Source organism: Pseudoalteromonas xiamenensis, assembly GCF_017638925.1.
In the GTDB taxonomy this organism is placed as follows: domain Bacteria; phylum Pseudomonadota; class Gammaproteobacteria; order Enterobacterales; family Alteromonadaceae; genus Pseudoalteromonas; species Pseudoalteromonas xiamenensis.
On sequence record NZ_CP072133.1, the window covers coordinates 1,751,631 to 1,777,807 of the forward strand.

General features: G+C 44.0%; 22 protein-coding genes and 3 pseudogenes. 11 read left to right on the plus strand and 14 right to left on the minus strand.

The features are described from left to right. Window positions 1-158: 158 nt before the first annotated feature. The 7 genes and pseudogenes from J5O05_RS08475 to J5O05_RS08505 form a co-directional block, all read right to left on the minus strand. A complete protein-coding gene (locus J5O05_RS08475) occupies window positions 159-1,070 on the minus strand; it encodes a hydrogen peroxide-inducible genes activator (RefSeq protein WP_208844409.1) in 912 nt (303 codons plus the stop codon). A gap of 78 nt (window positions 1,071-1,148) precedes the next feature. After that, complete coding sequence (locus J5O05_RS08480; RefSeq protein ID WP_208844410.1) at window positions 1,149-2,417, minus strand: inorganic phosphate transporter; 1,269 nt, start codon at window positions 2,415-2,417, stop codon at window positions 1,149-1,151. Between the two features lie 38 nt (window positions 2,418-2,455). Beyond that, window positions 2,456-3,133, minus strand: coding sequence for a TIGR00153 family protein (locus J5O05_RS08485; RefSeq protein ID WP_208844411.1), 678 nt, complete (start codon window positions 3,131-3,133; stop codon window positions 2,456-2,458). 141 nt (window positions 3,134-3,274) lie between these two features. Next, window positions 3,275-3,976, minus strand: a complete 702-nt coding sequence (phoU, locus tag J5O05_RS08490; RefSeq protein WP_208844412.1) for a phosphate signaling complex protein PhoU — start codon at window positions 3,974-3,976, stop codon at window positions 3,275-3,277. 30 nt (window positions 3,977-4,006) lie between these two features. Then, complete coding sequence (gene pstB, locus J5O05_RS08495; protein WP_208844413.1) at window positions 4,007-4,834, minus strand: phosphate ABC transporter ATP-binding protein PstB; 828 nt, start codon at window positions 4,832-4,834, stop codon at window positions 4,007-4,009. A gap of 28 nt (window positions 4,835-4,862) precedes the next feature. Continuing rightward, window positions 4,863-6,512 (minus strand): phosphate ABC transporter permease PstA, encoded by a 1,650-nt coding sequence (gene pstA / locus J5O05_RS08500; protein ID WP_208844414.1) that lies wholly within the window; start codon window positions 6,510-6,512, stop codon window positions 4,863-4,865. Window positions 6,513-6,526: 14 nt separating this feature from the next. Continuing rightward, window positions 6,527-8,762: pseudogene (locus J5O05_RS08505) on the minus strand (ABC transporter permease subunit). A gap of 321 nt (window positions 8,763-9,083) precedes the next feature. On the opposite strand from J5O05_RS08505, the gene J5O05_RS08510 reads away from it, so the two are divergent. From J5O05_RS08510 to ppx, 3 genes are all read left to right on the plus strand, one after another. Next, a complete protein-coding gene (locus tag J5O05_RS08510; RefSeq protein ID WP_208844415.1) occupies window positions 9,084-9,593 on the plus strand; it encodes a glycine cleavage system transcriptional repressor in 510 nt (169 codons plus the stop codon). Between the two features lie 96 nt (window positions 9,594-9,689). Beyond that, on the plus strand, window positions 9,690-11,765 hold the full coding sequence (ppk1, locus tag J5O05_RS08515) for a polyphosphate kinase 1 (protein WP_208844416.1): 2,076 nt from the start codon (window positions 9,690-9,692) through the stop codon (window positions 11,763-11,765). A gap of 3 nt (window positions 11,766-11,768) precedes the next feature. Then, window positions 11,769-13,253, plus strand: a complete 1,485-nt coding sequence (ppx, locus tag J5O05_RS08520; RefSeq protein ID WP_208844417.1) for an exopolyphosphatase — start codon at window positions 11,769-11,771, stop codon at window positions 13,251-13,253. A 53-nt stretch (window positions 13,254-13,306) separates the two neighbouring features. Here ppx and J5O05_RS08525 read toward each other — a convergent pair. Beyond that, a pseudogene (locus tag J5O05_RS08525) lies at window positions 13,307-14,582 on the minus strand (EAL and HDOD domain-containing protein). 167 nt (window positions 14,583-14,749) lie between these two features. Between J5O05_RS08525 and J5O05_RS08530 the strand changes: the two are divergent. Further along, the gene (locus tag J5O05_RS08530) at window positions 14,750-15,502 is read left to right on the plus strand and encodes a substrate-binding periplasmic protein (RefSeq protein WP_208844418.1); all 753 of its coding nucleotides are present in this window, start codon (window positions 14,750-14,752) and stop codon (window positions 15,500-15,502) included. A gap of 32 nt (window positions 15,503-15,534) precedes the next feature. On the opposite strand, the gene J5O05_RS08535 is transcribed toward J5O05_RS08530, so the two are convergent. Further along, complete coding sequence (locus tag J5O05_RS08535; RefSeq protein WP_208844419.1) at window positions 15,535-16,371, minus strand: 23S rRNA (adenine(2030)-N(6))-methyltransferase RlmJ; 837 nt, start codon at window positions 16,369-16,371, stop codon at window positions 15,535-15,537. Between the two features lie 205 nt (window positions 16,372-16,576). On the opposite strand from J5O05_RS08535, the gene J5O05_RS08540 reads away from it, so the two are divergent. The 6 genes from J5O05_RS08540 (at window position 16,577) to J5O05_RS08565 (ending at window position 20,772) form a co-directional block, all read left to right on the plus strand. Beyond that, a complete protein-coding gene (locus J5O05_RS08540) occupies window positions 16,577-16,795 on the plus strand; it encodes a DUF904 domain-containing protein (protein WP_208844420.1) in 219 nt (72 codons plus the stop codon). A 33-nt stretch (window positions 16,796-16,828) separates the two neighbouring features. Then, window positions 16,829-17,176, plus strand: coding sequence for a cell division protein ZapA (locus J5O05_RS08545; RefSeq protein WP_208844421.1), 348 nt, complete (start codon window positions 16,829-16,831; stop codon window positions 17,174-17,176). A 225-nt stretch (window positions 17,177-17,401) separates the two neighbouring features. Next, window positions 17,402-18,670 carry a transglycosylase SLT domain-containing protein gene (locus J5O05_RS08550; protein WP_244369934.1) on the plus strand — a complete coding sequence of 423 codons (1,269 nt, stop codon included), beginning with the start codon at window positions 17,402-17,404 and terminating at the stop codon, window positions 18,668-18,670. A gap of 42 nt (window positions 18,671-18,712) precedes the next feature. Continuing rightward, on the plus strand, window positions 18,713-19,201 hold the full coding sequence (locus J5O05_RS08555; RefSeq protein ID WP_208844422.1) for an FKBP-type peptidyl-prolyl cis-trans isomerase: 489 nt from the start codon (window positions 18,713-18,715) through the stop codon (window positions 19,199-19,201). A gap of 9 nt (window positions 19,202-19,210) precedes the next feature. Next, window positions 19,211-19,942 carry an SDR family NAD(P)-dependent oxidoreductase gene (locus J5O05_RS08560; RefSeq protein ID WP_208844423.1) on the plus strand — a complete coding sequence of 244 codons (732 nt, stop codon included), beginning with the start codon at window positions 19,211-19,213 and terminating at the stop codon, window positions 19,940-19,942. Further along, the gene (locus tag J5O05_RS08565; protein ID WP_208844424.1) at window positions 19,942-20,772 is read left to right on the plus strand and encodes an amidohydrolase family protein; all 831 of its coding nucleotides are present in this window, start codon (window positions 19,942-19,944) and stop codon (window positions 20,770-20,772) included. Before J5O05_RS08560 ends, J5O05_RS08565 begins: the two co-directional genes overlap by 1 nt. Before the next feature lie 15 nt (window positions 20,773-20,787). On the opposite strand, the gene J5O05_RS08570 is transcribed toward J5O05_RS08565, so the two are convergent. Genes J5O05_RS08570 through J5O05_RS08590 form a run of 5 tightly spaced genes read right to left on the minus strand, consistent with a single transcriptional unit; the run spans window position 20,788 to window position 24,860 of the window. After that, window positions 20,788-21,555 (minus strand): YggN family protein, encoded by a 768-nt coding sequence (locus J5O05_RS08570; RefSeq protein ID WP_208844425.1) that lies wholly within the window; start codon window positions 21,553-21,555, stop codon window positions 20,788-20,790. A gap of 57 nt (window positions 21,556-21,612) precedes the next feature. Next, window positions 21,613-22,128: an Lcl C-terminal domain-containing protein gene (locus J5O05_RS08575; protein WP_208844426.1), complete on the minus strand. Its 516-nt coding sequence runs from the start codon at window positions 22,126-22,128 to the stop codon at window positions 21,613-21,615. Between the two features lie 10 nt (window positions 22,129-22,138). After that, window positions 22,139-23,791 carry an Lcl C-terminal domain-containing protein gene (locus J5O05_RS08580; RefSeq protein ID WP_208844427.1) on the minus strand — a complete coding sequence of 551 codons (1,653 nt, stop codon included), beginning with the start codon at window positions 23,789-23,791 and terminating at the stop codon, window positions 22,139-22,141. 1 nt (window position 23,792) lies between these two features. Next, the gene (locus J5O05_RS08585; RefSeq protein WP_208844428.1) at window positions 23,793-24,125 is read right to left on the minus strand and encodes a hypothetical protein; all 333 of its coding nucleotides are present in this window, start codon (window positions 24,123-24,125) and stop codon (window positions 23,793-23,795) included. 9 nt (window positions 24,126-24,134) lie between these two features. Beyond that, window positions 24,135-24,860, minus strand: a complete 726-nt coding sequence (locus J5O05_RS08590) for a DUF2982 domain-containing protein (protein WP_208844429.1) — start codon at window positions 24,858-24,860, stop codon at window positions 24,135-24,137. 259 nt (window positions 24,861-25,119) lie between these two features. Between J5O05_RS08590 and J5O05_RS08595 the strand changes: the two are divergent. After that, window positions 25,120-26,173: pseudogene (locus J5O05_RS08595) on the plus strand (efflux RND transporter periplasmic adaptor subunit). Window positions 26,174-26,177 lie beyond the last annotated feature (4 nt).

The window sequence follows — 26,177 nt, forward strand, 5'->3', positions numbered from 1 at the left end:
AGCAATCGCAAATAGTTTTAATCTGAATGAAAGTTTTTTAAAAATTTGCGATGTATAGAAAGGCGGCGATGCGAAAACTCATCGAGAGTAGCGATAAAGAGGAGAGTACCCCACATCCGCAGGGCATGAATAAATAGATGACGCGGTGAAGAGGGATCCTATTTACTTTCACAACGTGTTTGGATGAACTCCCCGACCTTATCACTGAATAAGCGGAAATCACGAATACGGCCTGTTGTCTTACGCCATATCAGACCTATGTCTCGGTATGCATCGCCTTGTGAAGGTTTTACGACCATGTCTTTACCAGCGAGGATCCCTGCATTGATTGCCATTTGCGGTAAGAACGTCACACCATTTTGATATTCAACCATGCTAAGCAACGTATGTAGATTTGATGCTTCAAAGGGATTGATGCATTCACTTCGATTCAAGTGACACGCACTCAATGCATGGCCGGTCATGCAATGTTCACGTTCCAATAAAAAGACACTGTGTTCAGGAAGCTCGTTGAAATCAACCACCGCTTTTGCCGCATCGTAATCTTTATGATGCACTAAAGAAAAACGATCTTGAGCCAAAATTTGCGTGTGGAATCGTTCGGTACGATAAGGCAGTGCAAGTAACGCCATGTCAACGTGACCATGTTCGAGCTTGTCGAGTAGATTGTCACTGGTGTCTTCCACCAAGACAAAATTAAGATCAGGAAAAACCTGCTTACAATACTGATATAACGGCGCGGCAATAAACGATGCAATCGTCGGAATCACACCGAGCGTTAACTTACCACTTAAAGGATGCTTGAAACTTCGAGTTAGCTCCTTGATGCTCATGGTGTCATCAATTATCTTTCTTGCTCGCTCTACAACCTCTTCACCAATATCCGTAAACATCAAACTGCGGTTTTCACGTTCAATTAACTGACAACCTAGGATCTCTTCCAAATTTTGAATGGCGCTACTCAACGTTGATTGGCCAATAAAACACGCGGTTGCCGCCTTACCAAAATGTTGGTACTGGTGAACTGCGATTAAATATTGAAGTTGTTTGATACTAGGTAGGTTTGTCACGTTTCAGATACCCCAAAAATAAAAAGATCCCAGCACCAACGGCACTGAGATCTTTTCAAGCTAAAAGTCTGTCTCTACTTAAACGCCGAATGCTAAGCGTAGGATGTAGAATATAACAATAGAGAGTGCAGCGCCAACTGGCAAGGTAATTACCCAAGAAACAACGATATTTCTTACAACACCCATGTTCAGGGCCGCAATACCACGCGCCATACCCACACCGAGTACCGCACCAACTAACGTTTGCGTTGTTGAAATCGGTAGACCAGTACCTGAAGCAATAACGACTGTTGAAGCCGCTGCTAGTTCTGCAGCAAAGCCACGACTTGGCGTTAAATGTGTAATGCCTTCACCGATTGTTTTGATTACGCGCTTACCAAGGATAGCAAGACCCGCAACGATACCAAAACCACCAAGTGGTAGGATCCACCACGCAAGTGCCGCTTTCTTCGCAATTTCACCATTGTGTTCAACGATGCTCACAACCGCAGCTAGTGGACCAATCGCGTTTGCAACGTCATTCGAACCATGCGCGAAAGCCATACAACATGCTGTCATTACCATTAGAACAGCGAATACTTTTTCAACGTTGTTGAACTGCATCTTTTTGTCTGCAGATGGGTCGATGTTCAAGCGGCCAATTGCCAACTTACCAATGAAACCCACAAGTACCGCAATACCAATTGCCAATGCAAAACCTTCAACGTTACCCATTTGTAGGCCAACGTGTTTAAGTCCTTTCTTGATAGTCACAAGCGCCATTACAAAACCCGCTAAGCCCATATACACTGGAACAAAACGTTTTGCATTTTTAAGCGGCTCATCTGTATCAAAAATTAACTTCTGTGCACTCATGAATACAAGGTACGCAATAAAGCCAGAAATTGCAGGTGTGACAATCCAACTCCCTACGATACCTGTTACTTTACCCCATTGGATTGCTTCGCTGCCAACAGCAACTAATGCGAAACCAATGATAGCACCGATGATTGAGTGTGTAGTTGACACCGGCCAACCAAGGTACGAAGCAAGCAATAACCATACGCCAGCGGCAAAAGCGCCGAGATCATACCAAGTACCATGAGACTCTGGTAAGTCCATGAATGGTGTCGCATCAATGATGCCTTTACGGATAGTTGAAGTTACTTCACCACCAGCAAGATAAGCACCAGCGAATTCAAAAACCATCGCGATGAGGATAGCTTGTTTAATTGTAAGCGCTTTTGAGCCTACAGATGTACCCATCGCATTTGCAACGTCGTTAGCACCGATACCGTAAGCCATGAAAAAGCCCACAAGCGCGGCAATAATAACCAGCACAGAGCCGTAGGATGCAATGATATCCATTGTAAAACCTTAACCTTTTTTAAAAGAACGTCGAGACGTTAGCGCGCTAACATCAACTCTAGTCTTGAACCAACACGCTCTGCCTGATCAGCAAGCGTCCCAACCCATTCGATAATTTTATATAGGAACATAGCATCGATGGGGTTTAATTGGCCTTCAATGGCATGAAGTTCACGACGAATTTTGATTTGCATGTCGTCCGTGTCTTGCTCAATTGCGTCAAGCTCAACAAGCATTTTCTCAACGAAAGTGACTTCACGACCACGGAAACCCGTTTCCAATAGTTCGTCTAACTCGTTAATGGCTTCTGATGCTTGTTTCGTTGCGTCAACACAACGCTTCACATAAGCAAGGAAATCTTCTTGAATTGCAGCAGGAATAAGCAGTTCACGGCCGATTACACGACCTGCGATGTCTTTCGCCTTATTCGCAATTTTATCCTGGTGCGTAATTAGTTCGAGCAAATCCGTTCTTTCTACAGGCATAAACAAGCCACGAGGTAACGTTAAACGCACTACTCGCTTAAGCTCATCCGCTTCACGCTCTAGATTACGAATTGTCTGCTGATATTCAGCAGCCTCTTTCCACTCACCTTTGAAGGCATGTTCAAAAAATGGAACCAAGGTCTCAGACGCTTGATGCACAATTTTGATATGCTCTTCGATTGGTTTAATAGGAGATTTTGCAAATACTCCTAAAAACGCATTTGTAGGCATAACTGACCCTTAAATCATATTTATATGCTTGCGGTATGAATTTTACAGCATTCAACACGATTTTGAACGCTTTTATTTGGCAAAATGCCGCCATCTTAAGCAAAAATACCGCTAAATTTTTTTGCTTAAATTCGCCTTACATCACAGACTTTTTTCGATATCTTCTTGAGATGTATGACGAATATCTTTACCGTTTACAAAATAAATCACGTATTCTGCGATATTTTGACAACGGTCACCGATGCGCTCTAACGAGCGAACAGACCAAATCAAATCCATAATTTTTGGTATTGAACGTGGATCTTCCATCATGTAAGTCATAATTTGACGCGTCAATGCTTCATATTCGCGGTCAATTTTTACGTCTTCTTTATGCACTTCGAATGCACGACGTGCGTCCATACGCGCGAATGAATCAAGTACGTCATGAAGCATTTTTGATACTTGGCGACCCATATTTTCAAGATTGACCAACAAATCCTGCTGGTCTTTCGTGAATGAATCGAGTGCCACTTTGCCGATACGCTCCGCTTCATCACCAATTCGTTCTAAATCAGCAATTGTCTTCGCAATCGCAACAACCAAACGTAAGTCACTTGCTGCTGGCTGACGTTTCGCAATAATACGCGTACATTCTTCATCAATTTGCACTTCCATCGCATTAACGCGATAGTCAGTTTCACTGACTTTTCTTGCTTTATCCGCGTCGTTTTCAGCGATTGCTTCAAGTGCTAAGTTTAATTGCTGCTCAACTAAACCACCCATGCTCAATACATGGTTACGAACGTTTTCAAGCTCTTCGTTGAAACGTCCAGAAATATGTTTACTAATGTTGTGTTCCATAGCCTAACCTCTCGTCAATCCGCGCAACAATTAACCGTAACGACCCGTGATGTAATCTTCCGTTTTCTTCTTAACAGGCGTAGTGAATAACGTGTTAGTGTCGGAATACTCAATTAACTCGCCCATGTACATGAACGCGGTTTGATCCGACACACGTGCCGCCTGCTGCATGTTATGCGTAACGATCACTACAGTGTATTTATTTTTCAGGTCATTGATCAGCTCTTCGATCACCAGCGTTGAGATAGGGTCAAGTGCTGATGTCGGCTCATCTAATAATAGCACTTCAGGCTCAATCGCTATAGAACGAGCAATAACAAGACGTTGTTGCTGACCGCCGGATAAGCCAAAGGCGCTATCATGAAGTCTGTCTTTTACTTCATCCCAAAGCGCTGCACCACGCAGTGAACGCTCAACGACTTCGTCTAATTTACGTTTATCTTTAACGCCTTGAAGACGAAGTCCATAGATGACGTTTTCATAAATTGACTTCGGAAATGGGTTTGGACGCTGAAACACCATACCAACATTACGACGCAGAGCCGCTACGTCGACGCGTTTGTCATAAATGTTTTGACCGTGTAAGTTAATTTCACCTTCTACACGGCATGAATCAACAAGATCGTTCATGCGGTTAATACAACGGAGTAACGTTGATTTACCACAACCAGAAGGACCGATGAACGCTGTCACTTGGCCTTTTGGGATTTTCATATTAATGCTTTTCAGCGCTTGCTTTTCACCGTAGTAAAGATCGAGGTTTTTGATCTCTAGTGCAGTAAGCTCTGGGCTTAGATTTTCTAAATCAAGCTTTAACTGACCGTTTGCCTGATTAACGTGAGGCGCGACTGTAATCATTTTCAATACCTACTTTAATTCTTTACGCTTAGTGTTCAAGTGAACGGAATTTTTCACGCAAGTGATTGCGGATCCCGATAGCCGTAATATTCAGAGCCACGATAACTGTTACCAGTAAGAATGCGGTGGCGTACACAAGCGGACGTGCCGCCTCAACGTTTGGACTTTGGAAACCCACATCATAAATGTGGAAGCCCAAGTGCATAAATTTGCGATCTAAGTGCACAAATGGGAAGTTACCATCGATTGGTAAAGTCGGTGCCATTTTTACAACACCAACTAACATCAATGGCGCAACCTCACCCGCAGCACGAGCAACTGCCAAGATTAAACCTGTCATTATCGCAGGACTTGCCATTGGCACAACGATGCGCCACAACGTTTCCGCTTTCGTCGCACCAAGCGCGAGTGAACCATGGCGGACTGCACTTGGAATTCGCGATAAACCTTCTTCCGTAGAAACAATCACCACCGGCAACGTTAGAATCGCCAAGGTCAGTGCTGACCAAATAACGCCAGGTGTACCAAAGACTGGACTCGGTGATGCTTCAGGATAGAACAATTCATCAATAGAACCACCTAACATGTATACAAAGAAACCTAGACCGAATACCCCATAAACGATTGAAGGGACACCCGCGAGGTTGATAACCGCGATACGGACCATTTTCGTAATAGCATTTTTCGCCGCATATTCATGTAAATAGATGGCTGCAATCACCCCAAACGGCGTTACGATAACCGCCATCAACATAACCATAAACACCGTACCGAAGATAGCTGGGAATACCCCACCTTCCGTATTTGCTTCACGCGGATCGTCACTGACAAACTTACTAATTTGAACTAAATAGTGACCTAGTTTTTGTGCGAAGTTCATGTCATTTGGGAACCACACGTCGAGCACTTGATAAAGCGGTAAAGTCACTTCTTCACCACGCATGTCACGAACAATAACTTGGTCACGTTTTGCTTCTTTACGTAACTCAAACAATTCTGTTTCGTAGACTTTGTATTGCTCACGTAACGCTTTGCGTTGCTCCGCAAGCTCAGCCACACGCTCATCCGTCAGCGCATCATCCAATAGATATGCGCGCTCTTTTAAACGAAGGCGTTCTAGCTCGTAGTTAATATGACCAATATCACCATTTTGTAGGCTCAATGCTTTGTCATTCAAATCAACGGCACGTTCAACGAGTTCATGAAGACGCTCAACGGGTTTGTCTGCAACCACTTGGCCATTTTCTATCACGCGTTCTACGTAACCATAAAAGTTACCATTTTTACTACGCTCGAATACGGCCAATGCGGCTGGTGCTGACTTGTTCGTGATGTCGGTTTCCAGTACCCAACGGAAATCCAACTCTACGTATTCACGATTACCTGTTTTTACCAAAAATCGCTCGACGTGATCCGTGTTCATCGCTGACACATCCACACCCGCAGCCTTCAGGCGCGATGTCGGTACCAGCTCTTTGTCGTAAATTTCACCGATAACTGTGTGTTTGCCATTTGCTGACAACAATTCCAATTGCACAACTTCTGATGGCCAAAAGAAGGACAAACCTTTCCAAGCAATCATTGCGAGCAAACCAATTACTGAGATAAGGCTGATACTTACTGCGCCGCCTGTCATCCAGATCCAAGGAGAACCTGACTTAAACCACTGCTTTACCATGTCTCGTCTCTCCTTTACATTGAACTGTATTTTTCACGTAGCTGCTGACGAACAAATTCAGCTATCGTGTTGAAAATAAAGGTGAACACAAACAGTACAAACGCGGCTAGGAACAGGATACGGTAATGTGAACTACCGACTTCAGATTCCGGCATTTCAACCGCGATATTTGCCGCGAGTGTTCTCATCCCTTGGAAAATACTCCAGTCCATAATTGGCGTGTTACCTGTTGCCATCAGCACGATCATCGTCTCGCCAACAGCACGGCCCAAGCCCATCATTACTGCGGAGAAAATACCCGGACTTGCCGTCAGTAATACAACACGTACTAGCGTTTGCCATTGTGTTGCACCAAGCGCCAACGAACCGTTTGATAAGTGTTTTGGTACACTGAATACCGCATCTTCTGCGATTGAGAAAATCGTCGGAATAACAGCAAAGCCCATTGCAATACCAACAACCAGCGAGTTACGTTGGTCAAACGTCAAACCTAAATCGTTGGTCAGGTACTTACGCACATTGCCGTCAAAGAACCAAAGTTCAAGTGTCTCACTCATCGCAAACGACAGCCAACCGATCACCAATACTACCGGGATCAACAAGATGGCATGTGAACCTTCAGGTACGCGGTGGCGGATAGTCTCTGGCAACTTAGTCCAAGAGAACGCCGCCGTTAAAATCCCTAGAGGAAGTAAGAATAAGATAGCAATGACCGCCGGCAAATTTTCTTCAATTAACGGCGCCAACCAAAGACCGGCGAGAAAACCTAGAATAACCGTTGGAAGTGCTTCCATAATTTCTACTGTCGGCTTAACCACACGACGTAATTCACTCGACATAAAGTATGCGGTATAAATTGCAGCGGAAAGCGCAATTGGCACCGCAAACAGCATCGCGTATAACGCAGCTTTAATCGTACCGAACGAAATTGGTACAAGTGAGAACTTCGATTCGAAATCATCGCTTGCTGAAGTTGATTGCCATACATAGTCGGGCTTCTGGATACCCTTCGTACCATACTTCTTGCCAAAGTGCTGACCACGTCACTTCTGGATGTTCGTTGTGAATATCCAAAACAACAAGGGTATCGTTTGTCAAAAGGACTGCGGCGTTTGCACGTGGCGCAATGGCAAATTGGCTGATCGCACCGTCACTGATCTTGCCTTTCCAAAGCGTAGCTTGGCTCGTCGTGTAATACACACCTAGGTCACCGTGATTGGTTGTGGTGAAAAATGAACGACGATAAAACTCACTGTGAAGCGCCATTGACGCTTTTTTCACGCCTTCAAAGGCGCGAACTTTGGTAAACACACGACCTTCATCCGTGTTCACTTCAAACCACTGTGAAACTTCACCGTTATCGTTTGCAATCATTAACGAGTTTGCACCAGCTAGTAGATTCATGCCCGTTAAGTTGGCATTTTCTTCATTTGCAGCAAGCACTTGAATTAATTCAACATCGTCTGCGTTGCGCGTATTGTAGATGTAAATTTGGTTCGCTGAACGAACGAATACACGGCTGCTATCGGGTGTAATAAGCAACTCGTCGACTCGACCTTCAACATTCAATTCAGTACGCTGAGACGTCCATTCAACTTCGCCAGAAAACATATTTTCTTCTTGCGTGAACGACGCAAAAAGTACGCGTTTATCCGATGTTTGTGCCACGACTGCAGTTTTCTCACCGGTGTGCGTAAACGCGAATTTGGTCAGTGCTTTACCTTGTTCATCAACCACAAGCTGCTTTTCGTCAAGCGGGTATCGTACGGTTGGTGTCAGTAAACGCTTGTTGTTTGGAAACGTCACAAGAAAACTAGGCTTAACTACTTGTACTTGGCCATTGTCCAAACCATATGCAAACAGGCCTTCATGTGGGGCCGATTTCGCAAAGCTGGTTACTTTACCTTCTAGCGTAACTTGTGCCTGAATAAGCGGTTTACCTGCGCTCTTGCCTGCAACTTGATAGAAATCCACTTCACCTGTGTTTGACAACACGTAGGCCACTTCCGTTTGCTCTTCAACACCCACTCCGACATATCGAGTTGCGTCGTTCAAGCTCACTTCAGCACGCTTTTCTACTTTCACTGATTCAAAAATAGGCTGAACCACGTACAGGAGGTAGAAGAAGATTAATAGCAAAGCCACCAACACCATTAAGCCACCAGCTGAAATACCAAACTGTGCAAAACGATCTTTGATGAGACGGCTTCTATCCGTTGTAAAAGACGGTTTGTGCGGATTGGAAGTCATCAAAACACCCTTAATTACGATAATTCCCAACATTATATGACGCGAAGATGACAGTTATGTTACAACGCGCATTAATTACAGCAATGACAAGGCCTAGAAAGGCGCATACTTATTCATTTTTACGTTATTTTTATTTGCAAAAATAGGTATTTTCTTGTCTTAATAAATTGGACAAAAGGAATTACAACGCTAATACTTAAAAGTGCGCTAAGACTTGTACCAATATACTTTAAGATTTACACACTTAGAGTAAGTTTTATGACAAACGGTATTACAAATTGGCCACACTCATCAGGCCCACAATAATAAGAGACATGCATCATGAAGCAGTTAGTTTTAACTATCATAGGTAAGGACCGACCTGGTCTCGTGGAAGAAATTTCGACCACTGTACTCAATCATCACGGTAACTGGCTCACAAGTAATTTAAGTTACTTGGCCGGACATTTCGCAGGGATTGTTCAACTTGAAGTCGCAGATGAACATTTGCAACCATTGCAATCCGCTTTATCAGAGCTTCCAAGTCTTGATATCCGCATTGAATGCGGTGACGGCGAAATGGATACCAACAAAGAAGCTGAACGCATCAATTTAATCATCACAGGTAACGACCGCCCTGGCATTGTTCAAGAATTAGCATCAGTTATTCGCCACAAAGGGGCGAACATCACCCAGCTTAGTTCGAAACAACGAAGTGCCCCTAATTGGGGTGTGCCAATATTTAGTGCAATGGCAACCGTTACACTTCCGCCTGGAATGAATAAAGATGCGGTTATTGATGCTTTGGAGAATATTACATCCGATTTGATAGTCGACGTAGAAGAAGCCTAGGCATTACGGGACAAGCGCCGCGAAAACGGCGTTTGTCACAAAAGCGTCACAAGTGCCACTTAGTATAGTATGGCCTGCAGTATCATGGACAGAAAAATGAACGCCTCAACCCAACCGACGCACGTGATCAATTACTTTCCTAAAGAATTGAGTTGGTTATCCTTTAACGACCGTGTGCTTCAAGAAGCAAAAGATCCATCCAATCCAATTATCGAACGAATTCGCTTTCTCGGTATTTTCTCCAACAATTTAGATGAATTCTTTCGTGTACGTGTCGCTGACGTTCGTCGCCGTATTCTTTTGAATAACTTGCCCGATACGAACTTTGATGAAGCAGAAGAACTAATGTCTGTTATGCAAAGCAAGGTATTGGAGCTTGGTAAGAAGTTTAATAGCATTTATCAACAAATCCTGTTGGATTTACACGAACACAATATTCACTTAGTTCAGCCAGAAGAATTATCGGAATTTCACATAAACTGGTTGAAGCGCTATTTTCAAGATGACGTATTGCAACACATGGCTCCGATGCTGTTGACCGAAGCCATCGACTATTCCGATAACATCAACGATACAATGACCTATTTATTCGTTGAAATGATTGGTCAGAAGAACCACTACGCGTTTTTAGAGATACCCACCGACCGTTTGAACCGTTTTATTCTACTGCCGCCTGAACGCACGCGCCGCCATAAGACCATTGTTTTGCTTGATGATGTGATCCGCTATTTCCTTGCTGATGTTTTCAATAGCTTTTTTGAGTTCACCAGCATTCAAGGTTATTCAATTAAGGTAACACGAGACGCCGAATACAACCTTGATGACGAAATTGAAGAAGGCATTTTGGATAAAATGTCAAAAGGTTTGAAGCAACGCCTATATGCAGAACCCGTAAGGCTAGTCTACGAGCAGTCGATGCCTGAAGAAATGCAGAAGGTTATGCGTAAGCGCCTAGGTATTACCTCTCACGATGCGCTGATCCCTGGTGGCCGTTACCGCAATTTCCGAGATTTCATCAGCTTTCCGAATGTGGGTCGCGGCTATTTGGAAAATAAACCGTTGCCTGCTTTGCAGTCTTCTGCCTTTTTGCGTCATGCGAGTGTGTTTAAATCCATCAGCGACCAAGATATTTTACTGTATTACCCATACCATACCTTCAATCATATGTTGGAGTTTGTCCGTCAAGCTGCTTTTGACCCCGATGTGACTCAAATCAAAATCAACATCTATCGTGTAGCGTCTAAATCGCGCCTGATTTCTTCGTTGATCAACGCCGCAAAGAATGGCAAAAAGGTCACGGTAATGGTTGAGCTCAAAGCTCGCTTTGATGAGCAGAACAACATCGAGTGGGCAAAAACCCTGAGCGAATCCGGCGTAAAAGTATTAATGGGGATCCAAGCCCTGAAAGTGCATAGCAAGCTGTGTGTTGTACACCGAAAAGAAAAAGGGCAAATCGTAAAATACGCCCATATCGGTACAGGTAACTTCAACGAAAAGACGGCAAAAATATATACCGATTTCAGTTTATTCACGAAACACGAAGAACTCACGGAAGAGTGCGATATGGTTTTCCGCTTTATCGAGAGTAGTTTTCGTCAGTACAAGTTCGAACATTTAATGGTTTCGCCAATCAATGTTCGCGAAAAACTATACCGCTTGATCCGTAATGAAGTGAAAGCCGCTAAAGAAGGCAAAACCGCACGTATAACAATCAAAATCAATAATTTGGTTGATAAGGAATTGGTTGATAGGCTTTATCAAGCAAGCCGTGCAGGTGTGAAAATTCGTATAATTGTACGTGGGATGTGTTCCCTTGTGCCGGGATTGCCAAAATTCAGTGAGAATATTAGAGTGATCAGTATTGTCGATCGCTTCTTAGAGCATCCTCGTGTCATGATTTTTCATAACGCGGGCGATCCACAGGTGTACTTGTCGTCCGCCGATTGGATGACTCGAAATCTTGATCATCGCATTGAAGTCGGTACGCCTATATTAGACCCTCGACTTAAGCAATTGCTCATTGATATTGTTGAGATGCATTTTAAAGATCGCACTAAAGCTCGAATTGTCGATGCTGAACAAAAGAATACCTACGTAAGACGTGGTAATAATAAGAAAATTCGCTCGCAAATCGCCATTTACGATTTGCTGAAAAAGTGGGAGAGCACTTAATAAATGTCAGACTACCCTGCTATCGCTGCTGTCGATTTGGGTTCAAATAGTTTTCATCTGGTCGTTGCACGCGAAGTGGATGGCCAGATGCAACTGTTGCACCGTGAAAAACAACGTGTCTTTCTTGCGATGGGTTTGGATGAGGACGATAATTTGTCTTTAGAAGCCATTGAGCGTGGTATAGCTGTATTGCAGCAGTTCGCCGCCACGTTGCAAGGCTTTCCAGCCGAGAACGTCAAAGTGGTTGCCACCTACACACTTAGAAAAACTAAAAATATCCAACAATTTCTGAGTCTTGCGGCAAAGGTTTTTCCCTACCGAATTGAAGTGATTTCAGGCCAAGAAGAAGCTCGTTTGATTTATCAAGGGGTTGCTAGGCACCTACATGATGCCCACCATCGTCTGGTTGTTGATATCGGAGGTGGGAGTACTGAACTTATTATCGGTAAACATCAACAGCACAGCTTACTTGCAAGTCGCAATTGTGGCTGCGTTACTCTCACTCAACGCTACTTTGCTGATGATAAATTAACAGAAAAGCGCCTCAATAAAGCCATTATTGCAGCGGAACAAGAGTTAGAAAATATTGCCGGCAAATATTGCCAACACGGTTGGCAAATTTGTTATGGCACGTCCGGAACAATTAAAGCAATCAGTGCTATTTGCCAAGATCGCTGGCAAGACCCGCTAATCACATTGGAGCGCTTGAACAGCATTAAAGCAGACTTAGCGACAGCTAATTCACTCAGTGAATTACAAGTGAAAGGCATAACACCAGACCGTGTAACCAGTTTACCTGGGGGGCTGGCTGTACTAATTGCCGTTTTTAATCAGTTACAACTGAAAGAAATGCATTATTGTGATTTCGCGCTTCGCGAAGGGTTACTTCACGACATGCAGCAGTCGTATTACGACGTCGACATTCGGGCAAATACCATCAATACCTTGAGTGAACGTTATGCAGTAGACACCACACACGCCTCAAACATTTGCGACTCTATCCAACTACTCGCCGCACAGGTCAGTGAGCTTTGGCAACTGGGAAAAATGGACATTAAGTTGCTAAAATGGGCTGCACAACTTCATGAAGTAGGCCTCTCAATAAACTCTTCGGCTTTACATAAACACAGCGCCTATATTGTGAGTAATACGCAGTTACCCGGGTTTACACAAGAACAACAACAGTTACTGAGCAGCTTGATCCGTTTTTACCGTAAAAAGCTGAAAATCAATGAGATGCCGTTCTTTTTAACGCTCAGTAATCACCATTTTTTTAGATTACTGCTCGTGTTTCGACTCGCTGTACTGCTGAACCAAAAGCGACAGCCAGAACTGCGTCCAGCAGTTCAATTGCACCCGACAGAACAAAGTCTTACCATACAATTTGAAGACCCTGAATGGCTTGAACAGCATACACTATTTGCTGCTGATTTAGAGCGAGAAGCCAATTACTGGCGCTCAATCAATTTCCATTTGCAGTTCAATTAAAGGACAAGCACATTCCGCTTGATTGGCTGGACGTGAAGCAAAGTGACATTGCGTTAAGCGATGTCACTCACCACACTGAAAATGTCATCACTGTACTGACGAGATTCTAACGCCATTTCATACAAGCTTGTAACCGGCGTAGCTGGGCGAATAGCAAGTAGAATATTTTCCGCTTCTTGCCAATCGTTACGTTCAACCGCCAAAGCAAGTTGTAAACTGCCTCCGAGCATACCTTGATAGGACAGCAGCGCACTAGAGAGCGAAGAATCCAAAGAAAACTCAGCAACAATTGCAGCGAGTTCTATTTCTAAAATGGCGTCAAGGATGGACATCAAACCTATCAAATAGCCTTGCTCGGCCATTTCTGGACCTCCAGGGAATAGAAATACCTCAAGAAATCGAGCACGAGCGAAGTCCCATTTTGGTTAGTTCTGTCGGCTTGTCTACACCAAGTTCACTTAACGCGAGTACGCGAACAAATTGTCGGATAGCGTCTTCACCAAGATAAACAACGGCCTGTGAAATGGATTTCATTTCTAACCGTCCTTCACCTGAGCGGGCGTTCGCCAACTTCAGAATACGCGCAGTCAAACTGATGTCTTTTGCCACCATGGTTTGAACTTCTTTGAAGTTGATATTCGCTTTTGCCGTGCAACGTAGTAATTCGAAAACCACCATTTTTGATGGCTCAATGTTGCCATGATTCATCATTTCTGGGTGGGCAAAGTAATAGCCTTGGAACAAATCACAACCAGCTTGCTTCAAGTATTCGTACGTGTTCATGTCTTCAATTCGTTCAACCACTATTTTCACGTTAGCGAATTGGCGTTTTAATTTTTTTAACGCCATCGTGGTCTTAATTAATGGTTCTTGCACTTCTAACTTGATGTAATCCATTAACCCGAGTAACGGCTCCCACTTTTCGTCACCGTCGTAATCATCGAGCGCAAATTTGTACCCTTGTTTCTTGAGCTTCGTCACCGTTTCAACTAACGAGGGAATATTTTGTGAACGCTCAACGATTTCGATCACTAAATTGTTTGGTTTTAACAACCTTGGCAATTCTTGTAATAAAGACTCGTCCGATAAATTAATAAATGCGCGCTGGCCAGCTGCTAAGCGGTCAATACCTATAAACATTAAAGAATTAAAAAACAAACGCCCAGTAGCTTGCGCGTCGCTCACGCCCACCGGAAACGCATTATTGTGTGAATCTCGATATAATAATTCGTAGGCGAATATGTTCTGTTCCGCGTCAAGGATTGCCTGTCGAGCAATAAACTGCACGGTCGAATTCTTTACTTTCGCTTCAATACCGCTCATTAACATCCCATTCCTACATCAAGCTAATTAATGTGATTTACACTTACTATCTATACTTTGAGCATACGGTAACAATTCGGCCACGGCAAACCAAAGCGATAACAAAATTGAAAAAATTTGGAGACAAAGCAACAGTTTTGCATTGTGAAAAAAAAATACGCTATGATGAGTAAATGAGGTTTATCTTAATACTCTATTTCCTTCTGCCGTTCGCCTCTGTGGCGAGTGAAGATACTCCTGACCCAGTTGCTACGACCTTAAAATATTGTCTAAGCGGCTCAGGTAACTATTATCCTTATTACACCCACGATGCAGACAAACCAGGCATTCTCCCAGAAATTGTGAAAGCTATTCTAACCACGGCCAATATCCAAGGCGAGAATCTAGAGTTGCCCGCTAAACGAACCATTCAATACCTGAATAGTGAGCAAATCGATTTCGATATTCTAAGCCCAAGCTGGCTTACCGACGAAGAAAAGCGTAACCCAAAGTTTGTTTTCTCCGCGCCCATCATGGACATCAAAGAATTTGTGGTAACGCAACAGAAAACACCAAAAGGCCCTTTGCTAAGAGGTCAACAAGTCGGCACAGTGAGAGGGTATTACTACCACGACGACATGTTATTTGAGCGCCTTGATTTTAGTTCGGAAAGGGAACTACTACAGGCACTTAAGATGGGGCGAGTGGACCGAATCATTATCGGTGATTTACCGGCCAGATATTGGGGCGAGAAACTCGGAATTGATTTTGAACTCAACGCAGAGCACTCCAGCGGTTCTTTGCATTTACGTTTGCTCGCCAAACATCGCGCACTTTTACCGAAGTTAAATGCTGCAATTCAGGTCTTGCGTGACAGTGGTCGGGTCGCGGAAATAGAGCAAAGCTATGTTACTAATCTACATTCTTTGCCCCACGATCCTCACTAATTTACCAATGAAACGGGGCTAATGGCGTTACACTATTCAGGTACAAGTTCTTCGCAGCGATAGAACCCACTTGCATCACTTAACAGAGTGGTCAATTCCGGTAACACTTCAGACATTGTTTTGGTCAATGTCCAAGGGGGATTAATCACTATCATACCTGATGCGGTCATACCGCGTTCCAAAGTATCCGCGCTTGTCGCCAATTCATACAAATGAATGTTTCTGACACCGGATGCTTTCAATTGGGTTTCCATACCATCAATTCGTTCACGTTCAACCACCGGATACCAAATCATGTACGTAGCAGAGTCAAACTTCTTATACGCTTTCACGATGGATTCCACAGCCGTATCGTAATCTTTTTTGATTTCATAGGGCGGGTCCATCAAAACAACCGCGCGACGACTTGAAGGCGGCAGCAAACCAAGTAAGCCCTTAAATCCATCTTCTGCTCTTACGCGCAATGACTTCTTATGTTCTGTATTCGCTTCGAGTCGTTTTAAATCTTGTGGGTGCAGTTCAAAAAACCACCCTTTATCTTGGCGACGAAGGTACGACTCTGCCACTTTTGGTGAACCTGGATAAAAAGCCAGTTTTTCTTTGTTGAACTGTTTTACCAGTTCGACATAATCAACTAGGGCTGGATGCGAAAGTGGCGCATGCCAAAGCTTCCCAATCCCTTGCTCGAATTCCAGTGTCTTCTGCGCATCACTGCTCGCGAGTTCGAAGAAACCAGCTCCCGAATGCGTATCGATGTAATCATATGGCTTATCTTTACGATTCATGTAATCGAGAACTTGCGCCAGTACTAGGTGTTTTATTACATCCGCAGGATTTCCCGCGTGAAAAGAATGTCGGTAGCTGAGCATAGTGTCCTCAAAACGCTGAAGCGAACAAAAACATCGGCGATTTATTAATCAGTCGATGAATCAAAAATGAACGGAAACATTTGTTATCGGCATTATCGCCGAAATCTTCACAAAAATCAGCACAAAGTAGCGTAAATACTGGTATTGCCTTGGCGTTTGATTTACATTGGCGGCACCAATCACCGTAACTATGAGCGCTATTTACATGAACGAAATTCTTCCTCAACTCGAACAGCTGATTGAAAAATTATTAGAGAAAAACCAACAACTCAATAGTGAAGTCTCCTCATTGAAGGAACAAGTTGGAAAACTGATTGACGAGAATGAAACCCTGCAACTTGAGATCCTAGAAAGCGAAGAAAAACAGAAAGAAACCAGCACTGCATTGGCTGGATTGCTGTCGAAGCTTCAAAGCATCGACTAATTCGCTAAACGAAACAAAGATTTCCACATCATTATGGCCAACAAAACGATTCAAGTGACTGCTGACGTACTTGGTAAACCACAGCAGTTTACCTGTACGCAAGGTCAAGAGCAGGAACTTTATGATGCAGTTTCGCTGTTGAATCGACGCGTCGAGGAAATGAAGAATCGCTCGACAGTACGAAATGAGCACAATGCCTTATTAATGGCAGCGCTACACCTTTGCCATGAAGTGAATGCACTTAATAAAGACGCTGATAACACATCTTCCGCGCTCAAAACTCTGTGTGAAAAGTTGAGACTCGACGAAATAATCAGGCACACTAGCTTGGTTATTTGTTGCACAATCCTACGCAGTGGAATGGATCTCCTGCTACAATAATGGATGATATGAGGAAGTGCAGATGTCTCACATTAAGTTATTGATTTTTATATTTTCCATCTCAACTTTGGGGGCTTGTAAATCGCTCCCAACTTCCGAGAAACCAGCGCCTTTTAACGAGCAAAACGCTTCTGCGCAGCAGATTGTAGCGTCGCTCGACATCCCGACGCGTAAAGTCGAAACGCCGAAACCCGAAGTGAAATCCCCCCAAAGCAGACTGCACCAGTGGCGTACCATAACCTTTGGGATGAAATCGGCGCTAACCTAAAATTCAATACCCAATCCCATCCGCGTTTACAAAAACGTATCGATTGGTATTTGCAGCAACCGACCTATCTCACCAGTGCTAATAGACGTGCTGAGCCTTATCTCTATCACATCGTTAAACGCGTTAAGCAACTGCATTTACCCATGGAACTGGCTCTACTGCCGTTTGTTGAAAGTGATTTTCGCTTAAAAGCACGGTCATCTGAGCAAGCGCTCGGCGTGTGGCAATTAATGCCTTCCACTGCTCATCACTTCGGTATAAAACGAGATGAATGGTATGAGGGAAGACTCGATGTGTTAGCCTCAACGGACGCCGCATTGGCTTATTTAAAGTACCTCCATACACGGTTTAACGGTGACTGGTTGCATGCCATTGCCGCCTACAACAGTGGTGAAGGGCGCGTAAAGCAAGCCATTGAGAAAAATCGCAAACAGGGTAAAAGTACTCATTTTTGGCACCTGAAATTACCAAAAGAAACCTCAGAATACGTACCTAAATTACTCGCCCTGTCGTATTTGCTCAAAACTCAGCATGGGAAGTTTAAACAACCGTTTATTGCCAACAGGCCGATCACGACCGTTTTGGATATTGGACAGCCTTTTGACTTTGCCGTACTGGCTAAACTTTCGGGGGTAGACAAAGACAAGCTGCATCGTTTGAATACCGGTTTTTTACAACACCGAAGTTCACCAAAAGGTCCACAAAATGTATTGTTTCCATTTGCTGAATCGGCGCTCGTAAGTAAACCTTTTTTTAAAGAGCATTTTACTCTGAACTATCGTGTCGTTTCTGGCGATACCCTCTACAAGATAGCCAAGAACCACCGTATGAGCCTAGACACTCTTCGTACGTTAAACAACAAGCAAGACAATCTACTCAAAGTGGGTGATACACTCAAAGTCAGTCGGCCAACGAAGAAGGCTAATTTGTTGGTCGACTATGAAATCAGCCCTTTCTTAGCCAAACTCAATAAACCAAAAATAACGCTCGCCGATCACCAACATATCGTCGCGTCGGGTGAATCGCTTTGGTCTATCAGTCAGCAATACCATGTCAGTATGCGTGATTTAAGCGACTGGAATAAACTAGGCAGAAAATCCTTGCTCAAACTGGGACAAATACTCACCGTTAAACTTCCTCGTCCACTGTCCTCCGAACCGGTGTCACCCAATGATCCACTTGCCGATCTCCAACTAAAATTGAAACAAAATAGCCAACCGCGTTAAGCTCACGTAGAATAACCGTTTTCACTTTTTCGAGAATTTATCATGCAAGTTGCAAAAGATACCGTAGTTGAATTTCACTACACGCTAAGCGAAGCAGACAACCAAATTGAAAGCAGCCACACAAACGGTGAGCCGCTCGTTTACTTGCACGGCAATGAAGGCATGCTGCCTGGTCTTGAAGCAGCGATGGAAGGTAAAGCGGCTGGTGATAAATTCAGTGTTACGCTTGAACCTGCTGAAGCGTACGGTGAGCGCCGTGACGAATTCGTACAACGTATTCCACTTAAACACCTACAAGGTGCAAAGGTATGGAAACCTGGTATGACTGCAATCATTCACACTGATCAAGGTCGTCACCAAGTCACTATCGTTAAAGTAGGTCGTTTCAATGCAGATTGTGACTTGAACCATCCTTTAGCTGGCAAAACCTTAACGTTCGCGGTTGAGTTAATGTCAGTGCGTGAAGCAACGGCTGAAGAATTAGCGCACGGTCACGTACATGCCGCCGGCGGTTGTGGTCACTCGCACTAAGGATTCATTATGTCTCAACGCGTTGCAATCGTTACGGGCGGCAGTTTGGGTATCGGCCACGCTGTCGTCAAAAAATTACAAGATCTGAATTATCGTGTGTTTAATCTCGACATTCACCCAAGTGAATTAGGTGAATATCGCCATTGTGATGTGTCTGATGTCACTGCGGTTAAGCAAACGATTCAGACGATTGTTACCGAAACCCAACGCGTTGATGCTCTAGTTTCAAATGCCGGAAAGCATTTGAGTGCTAATATTGAGCAAACAGATGAAGATACCCTCGATGCGATGTTCGCATTGAACGTAAAAGGGGCGTATGCCGCTATTCAAGCCGTACTCCCCGCAATGAAGGCTGCAAACTCGGGATCAATAGTCCTTGTTGCATCCGATCAGGCATTCGTTGGTAAACGAAACTCTTTCGCTTACAACCTAACCAAAGCCTCTCTCGCGTCTATCGCCAAAACAACCGCGTTAGATTATGCACCGTTCAACATTCGTGCAAATGCCGTTTGCCCTGGCACAATCGAGACGCCGCTTTTTCACAATGCTATCGATAAATACTGCGCGCGCTCTGGCGCAAATAAGCAAGATATTGTCAGTGAAGAGGCCGCTCTACAGCCTCTCGGCCGTCTCGGTCAACCCGAAGAAGTTGCTGCGCTTACCGCATTTTTGCTGAGCGACGAGGCATCCTTTATTACGGGTAGCCTACAAGCCATCGACGGCGGATACACAGCACAATAATGGACATTATTGACCCTCACTTGCATTTTTTTGCACTTCAAGAAGGCAACTATTCTTGGCTTGTGGACTCAACACCTCCACCTTGGAAAAATCTTGATAAGATCAAGCAAGACCACGGTTTGAAGGACATCCAAAACGTCGCTTTATTTGCTCTCAAAGGCATTGTACATATCGAAGCCGGCTTCGATAATGTACACCCTGAGCGAGAGCTTCAGTGGCTAGAAAAAACACTCGGCCAGTTTCCCTTTAAAGCGATCGCTTATTGCCCCATTGATGCTGAGCCAAACGAGTTTTTGCAACGTCTGGAAAAAATGCCTAAAGATGCTTTGATTGGTATTCGTGATATTACGGAAAACGAAGACTATCAGCGCCTACTATCACCAAATGTACTAGCGAATTTAGCATCGCTGAGTGAACGCTCGCTTATTTGGGAAGCACAAGGTCATTTTGGACTGGAATTGGCGCGGAAAACACTGCTCAAGCTCGCTCTTACGTGTCCTGCGCTTCGCATTGTCGTCACACACTTTGGACTATTGGAAGAATCAGAAAACGTGCCTGACGTTTTACAGGAATTAGCCAGCGCACCCAACATTTGGATAAAGTATTCGGGGCAAGAAATGCTGTCCAACCCTGTAGAAACAAAAAAAGCGTTTGAACTTCTTGTTGCGACATTTGGTGAGGATAGAATAATGCTCGCATCCAATTATCCGGTATGCTTACAGCAAATGACGTATGAAAAGATGTGGCAGCAATATTTGACGTCGTGGCCATCGCCATCGAGTTTTAACAAAGTAGCCTATTTAAATGCCAAGAAGTGCTATGGCTTGTAGTTTGGCTGGCTTGAGTTAAGAACGAATTCTCACTAAATCATAATCCAGCAACTGCGGTACAATTGCCTGTAAACGCGACTCCGTATCGTCCAAACGATTCAAACATTCACAATATTCAGTGGCTTTCGCTTCAAGTTGATGTGCTTTCTTTTGCAATGACTTATCTATTTCTTTAGAAATGATATCCATACGCTGTCCCATATCGTTAATCCTATCTTCGATATTGCCCTCACGAGATTTAAACGCATCTCCCAACGACACTAAAATAGCACCCAACGAACCATGAACTGCTGAATGGATTTTTTGACTGATTTCTTTTGTAAAAAAATCATCAATTTTAGAAAGCGACTGTGGCGCAATAAAGAAAAAGTCATCTCCACGCTTAAACTTGTCCATTAGAGCTCGCTCGACATATTGGAGCTGCGTTTTAAGTACTTCAGGTTCTTTGTCTGACATACTTTCAACGACTTGTTCAATGGCTGACAAGCCTAAGTTGACTCCATCAGTGGCGAGGTTCACAAGCTCTGGCACCGTATCACGGATCCCTTGGGAATATTCACGTAATACAATGGTATCGGCTTCATTGAGATTGATCCAATATCCACCGATAAGTAATTGATCATCATGATTGATTTGTACACGCGTTTGGTTGTTATCGACAATGCGAATGCTGTCATCCGTAATGATCAAACCATGACCAAGTTCGACATCACACTTACTTGTCGCAGCCTGTACGGCACCGCACTGTAATGCAAACGCAACGACTAAACTAACAACACGCATGTTACTCTCCCACCAATATCGCGAAGAGCGTAGCAAAATTTGGAAACAGCGGGAAGCTTATTTTTCGAATCGAACGAGTCGAATATATAAGTCGGAAATTTTTTCTTTGAGGTTATTTTTGCCATCGGCGAACTGGTAGACCCACGCATGATCCGTTCTTACCTGATCCGATGTACTGGTCCAATAGTTTTCGTTACGTGTACCAATAAACACCTTTTCATTTATCGACGGCTCAACACATTGATGCTCAACAACGGTTGATAATTCTTTGATGTTAGGTACGTGCCAATCATCATGGTTGGCTGTTGTATTCGCTTTTGCAACCACGAGTGCTTGCTGCCATGTGACTCTCGCAGCAGTGCCCGTGCACACTTTATCCGCGACCGAATACGTTTGACCATATGAACACAGTTGCCACATAAGGCCTGTTTTCGAGTCAGACACCGTGCCATCCTCATTCACGACGAATCGAGTGGTAGGTGTTGAAGCAGGGATTTGTGTGAAACACGTTTGAGCAAATGCAATCGAAGGCTGCACCAACAGAGCAAAGACTAAACTGAACTTTTGCTTCATGCAGAAACTCCTATGGGGTTCTCACTAAACGAACATACGCGGTGTTCGCTTTCGGGTAGGCAACGTCATTGCCCGTCTGCAAGTCAATCACATAGGCTTGAGACAAGCTGGTACCATCTGCACTCGTTTGTTTGGTCCAGTAGTACAAGTTTCCATTCAGTGATGCAGCAGGGCTGTTAGGAAAATATTGGGTCGGTATCATTAAGTTTTGACTTCGCTTTTCAAAATCTAATAATCCCAATAACTCCACATAAGTAGGCACACGCCAATTCACACCACCGCAGTAATTTGTTGCGTTTACGGCTTGCACATAGGCCTCGAGTGAACAATTCACGTCACTTTCACAAGTGCTATTTGCTGCCCCGAAAACACTGCCCGTGACACCCGAAAATCCCCAAGTGTAGCGGTTATGAGAGGCGCGCAACGTTACATTTGGTAATGTTCCGACAGGAGCTTCTTTCACTTCCCAAATGAGACCTGTCACGTTATCCCGAACGCAGCTAAACGACGAACTGTCATTGGGTAATTCGTCTGCAAACGCGTCTAGTTTGGTGAAATCAAATCCATTGTCGCCTTGTCCTGTTTTAGCAAGCCTTGCAACTACGCTATCACGCCCTGTTTTAGCGTCTTGACCCGCAAAATCATTACTACTCGTACAGTCTATTTTCGCCGTTGCGTTATAACAACTAACCTGTCCAGAGTCATTGAGGTAACCAAGTTTCATCGGCGCTATAGTAACAACTTTAGTATCTGTCCCGACGTAGCCCGCTACATCCGTTACTGTGAGCTGCCACGTCATTGCAACTTCGGCATCCACATCTGGCGCCGTATAGGTTGTTACGCACGCATTGGCGTCAGCTAATGTGACCGTAGGTCCACTGACTAGTTGCCAATTACAGCGATAGTCAGCGCTTACGCTTTGGCTTGATGAACCATCCAGCGTCACTGTTTCATATTCAGTTATAAGTTCATCATTTCCGGCTTTGGCAAAAACAAGCTGGTCGTTCTTTGCCAAGACAATCGAAATACTGTTACTCGCTTGCCCACCCTCATCATCCGTGACCGTAACTTGCCAACTCACTGTGGAACTCGCCGCAAGTAACGGGTGCTCAAATTGCAATGTGCTGTCGGTCAGCGACGTTGGTGTTAGGCTAACACCGCCAGTTTGCTGCCATTGATAAGAGACGATTTGACCATTTTCATCTGGATCTTCAGACTCCTCGGCACTGAGAACAACTGTATCACCCCATTTACTTGGAAGCTCTTCTGGCCCTGTCTGTGTGACTGATACGGTTGGCACCTGATTGAGAGAGGCGACTTGAAGAATGAGAGTATCCGACACGAGGCTACCATCGGGCGCTCGGTAGTCTGCTTTGATTGTATAAGTGCTATTTGATTTGACATCAGGTATCTCAAGATCGATTGACTCGCCTTCTTCGGGCAAACCATCGATACTGTCACCTTGGCTTACAGACCAAGTCACCGTACCACCGGAAGGTGAGACGACAGCTGAAAGTTTGACTGACGTTTTTTCGTCTGCATTAATATCATCACCAACATTAACACTGGCTTTAACACTGCCATTGCCAGTCCCTCCTCCCCCGCCTCCGCAGGCCGATAGCAAGGTAAAAACGAACAATACAATGGCGTGATATGATTTCATGTTATAAATAACTGTCCTGATGAATACGCACAAACAATTTTGTGCCTATTTTACTGTAATCAACTTTATATTCTTTACCATCAAGCGCTTGAATAAACAACAAACGTTTGACCTCGCCAAAGACATCATTATGCGAAATCTGAACGATCTCCAAATCTCGCTCTTTTGCTTCACGTCGATTACGTGGCAACTCTTCTTTAAACGGTACAAGGCCCATATGGGTAACCTTGATCTTGGGATGGTTATCCCCGTTGACTATCACCAAATCTAATTTTTTTTCTTTGTGAATGATAGTGTTTCGACCACTTTTAAGAAACGCTCTTTCTATGCTCATCACTTTACCCTATTTACTTCTCAGCAAACTCTGCTGCAATTGGTTAAGCACCCTTTCAGGGTCTCTTTTCCAATGATTTAGCAAATTTGCAAATCGCCAAATGTCTCGGTCAAGCACCGTTTCCGTCAACATTAAGTCATAGCCTGTCGCCAGCTTAAAGTGTGCCATTCTGTTGCCGAACATCGCGAGTAAACCACTATACTTCTTACCGCTAGGCGAACAATATGCAGAGTCTTCGATTAACCAATCCTCTGGGCAGTTGCCATTTTCGCAATGCATTTTAACAGCTTGTAAAAAAATATGCCGCTGTTCAATCAATAATTTTGCTGCTAATCGAGGTGATAATGACAGTAAAAATTCATCTATGTCTTTAATTTTAATACCAACAGCATTTAACTCAAGCTCAAATTCACCTTGAATCGATTTTGGAATACCTGCTTCGACTAAATTATTCCTAGGCAATCGCCAGAAACCAAATTTATGCCAATAAATCAGATTGTTACAATTTATCTCTACACTAAAATACGGTTCTTGGCTTTTAAAAAAACCGATAATTATCGCCACGATGCCAGCACTGGCGATGAAAATCTCTACCTTGGAGATAGGAGTAGGACGTAATAACACAAACAACATCACCACAATGATTGCAATCGCCCCCACCAACATAAACTCAACGGCGTGTTGGTTCGCGGTGGCGCGCAACTTAACTGATTCGTTGTTTACACTTTTTGTCATACCAAATTAATCCAGTAGTAAAAACCATACATTAGGATTGCCCAAATCACCAATAGGCGGATAGTTCGGCATCGCTGACAAGGCTCCTTTTCTGCCACTTTTACCTCTCATTTGAATTTAATTTAGTTCTTCTTTTAGGTACTTATGAAAGAATTTAGGCTTTTTTACGGTTAATACACAAAATAATGAGACATCCCGTACGCAAGCCATGGGTGTTTTTAAGTACACTTAATAATAATCTATTTAGCGGTTACAAAACATGCATTCACATCAATCAGGAAAAGCGCTGTTCCCCTTCATCATGCTCGTGCTATTAGGGCTTTGTGTTTATCTTTATCTGCCAAAAGCCGACGGGCAAACTCAACTGGGCGCACAACAAGTCGAAGTGTCTGCTCATAAAGTCATGATGGACAATCAACCCGTCACCGTTGATGGCGTAGGTAGCGCTAGAGCTAACCAGGCGATAGACATCACCAGTGCACAAAACGATTATGTAACCAGTATTTATTTCAAAGATGGCGATACTGTATTAAAAGGGCAAAAGCTGGTCCAACTGCAAGACCAACAAGAACGCCTTCAAGTGAGTGAAGCTCACCATTAATTTGAAAGAACAAACACGTCAACTCGAACGATTAGCCGAATTAGCTAAAAGTCAAAGCGCCGCTAAATCACAATTAGAAGAACAACGGTCAAAAGTGGATGCACTTACTGCTCAACTCGATGCTGCAAAAACGAAGCTCGCAGAAATGACCATCAGCGCTCCTTTTGCAGGCACATTAGGACGTCGTTCAATCTCTGTCGGCGCGTATGTTACAACCAATACCGTGATCACCACATTGGATGATTTAAGCGTAATTAAAGTAGATTTCCAAGTACCGGAAAAATACCTCGCGCAACTAAAAATCGGCATGCGTGTCACCGCCTTGAGTGATGCCTACCCAAACGCCCCTTTTGAAGGGGTATTATCCCACGTCGATACACGTATTGATGACAAAACTCGCTCAGTCTCTGTCACCGCGAAATTCAACAACCCTAAACACTATTTACGTCCGGGGATGTTACTTTTTACCAAACTTCAGTTAGCTGAGGTCTCAGCACTGATGGTGCCTGAAAAGGCCATTATTCCCATTCAAGACAAACATTTTGTTTTCGCTATTGGCGACGACGGAAAAGCACACCGAACCCAAGTAAAAATCCAAACTCGCTTCAGTGGTTGGGTAGCGATCGCTTCGGGTCTTGAAGAAGGACAACAAGTGATCACTGAAGGAACCTTAAAACTGCGTGAAGGCAGTGCTGTGTCAGTAAAGGGGTAATTGC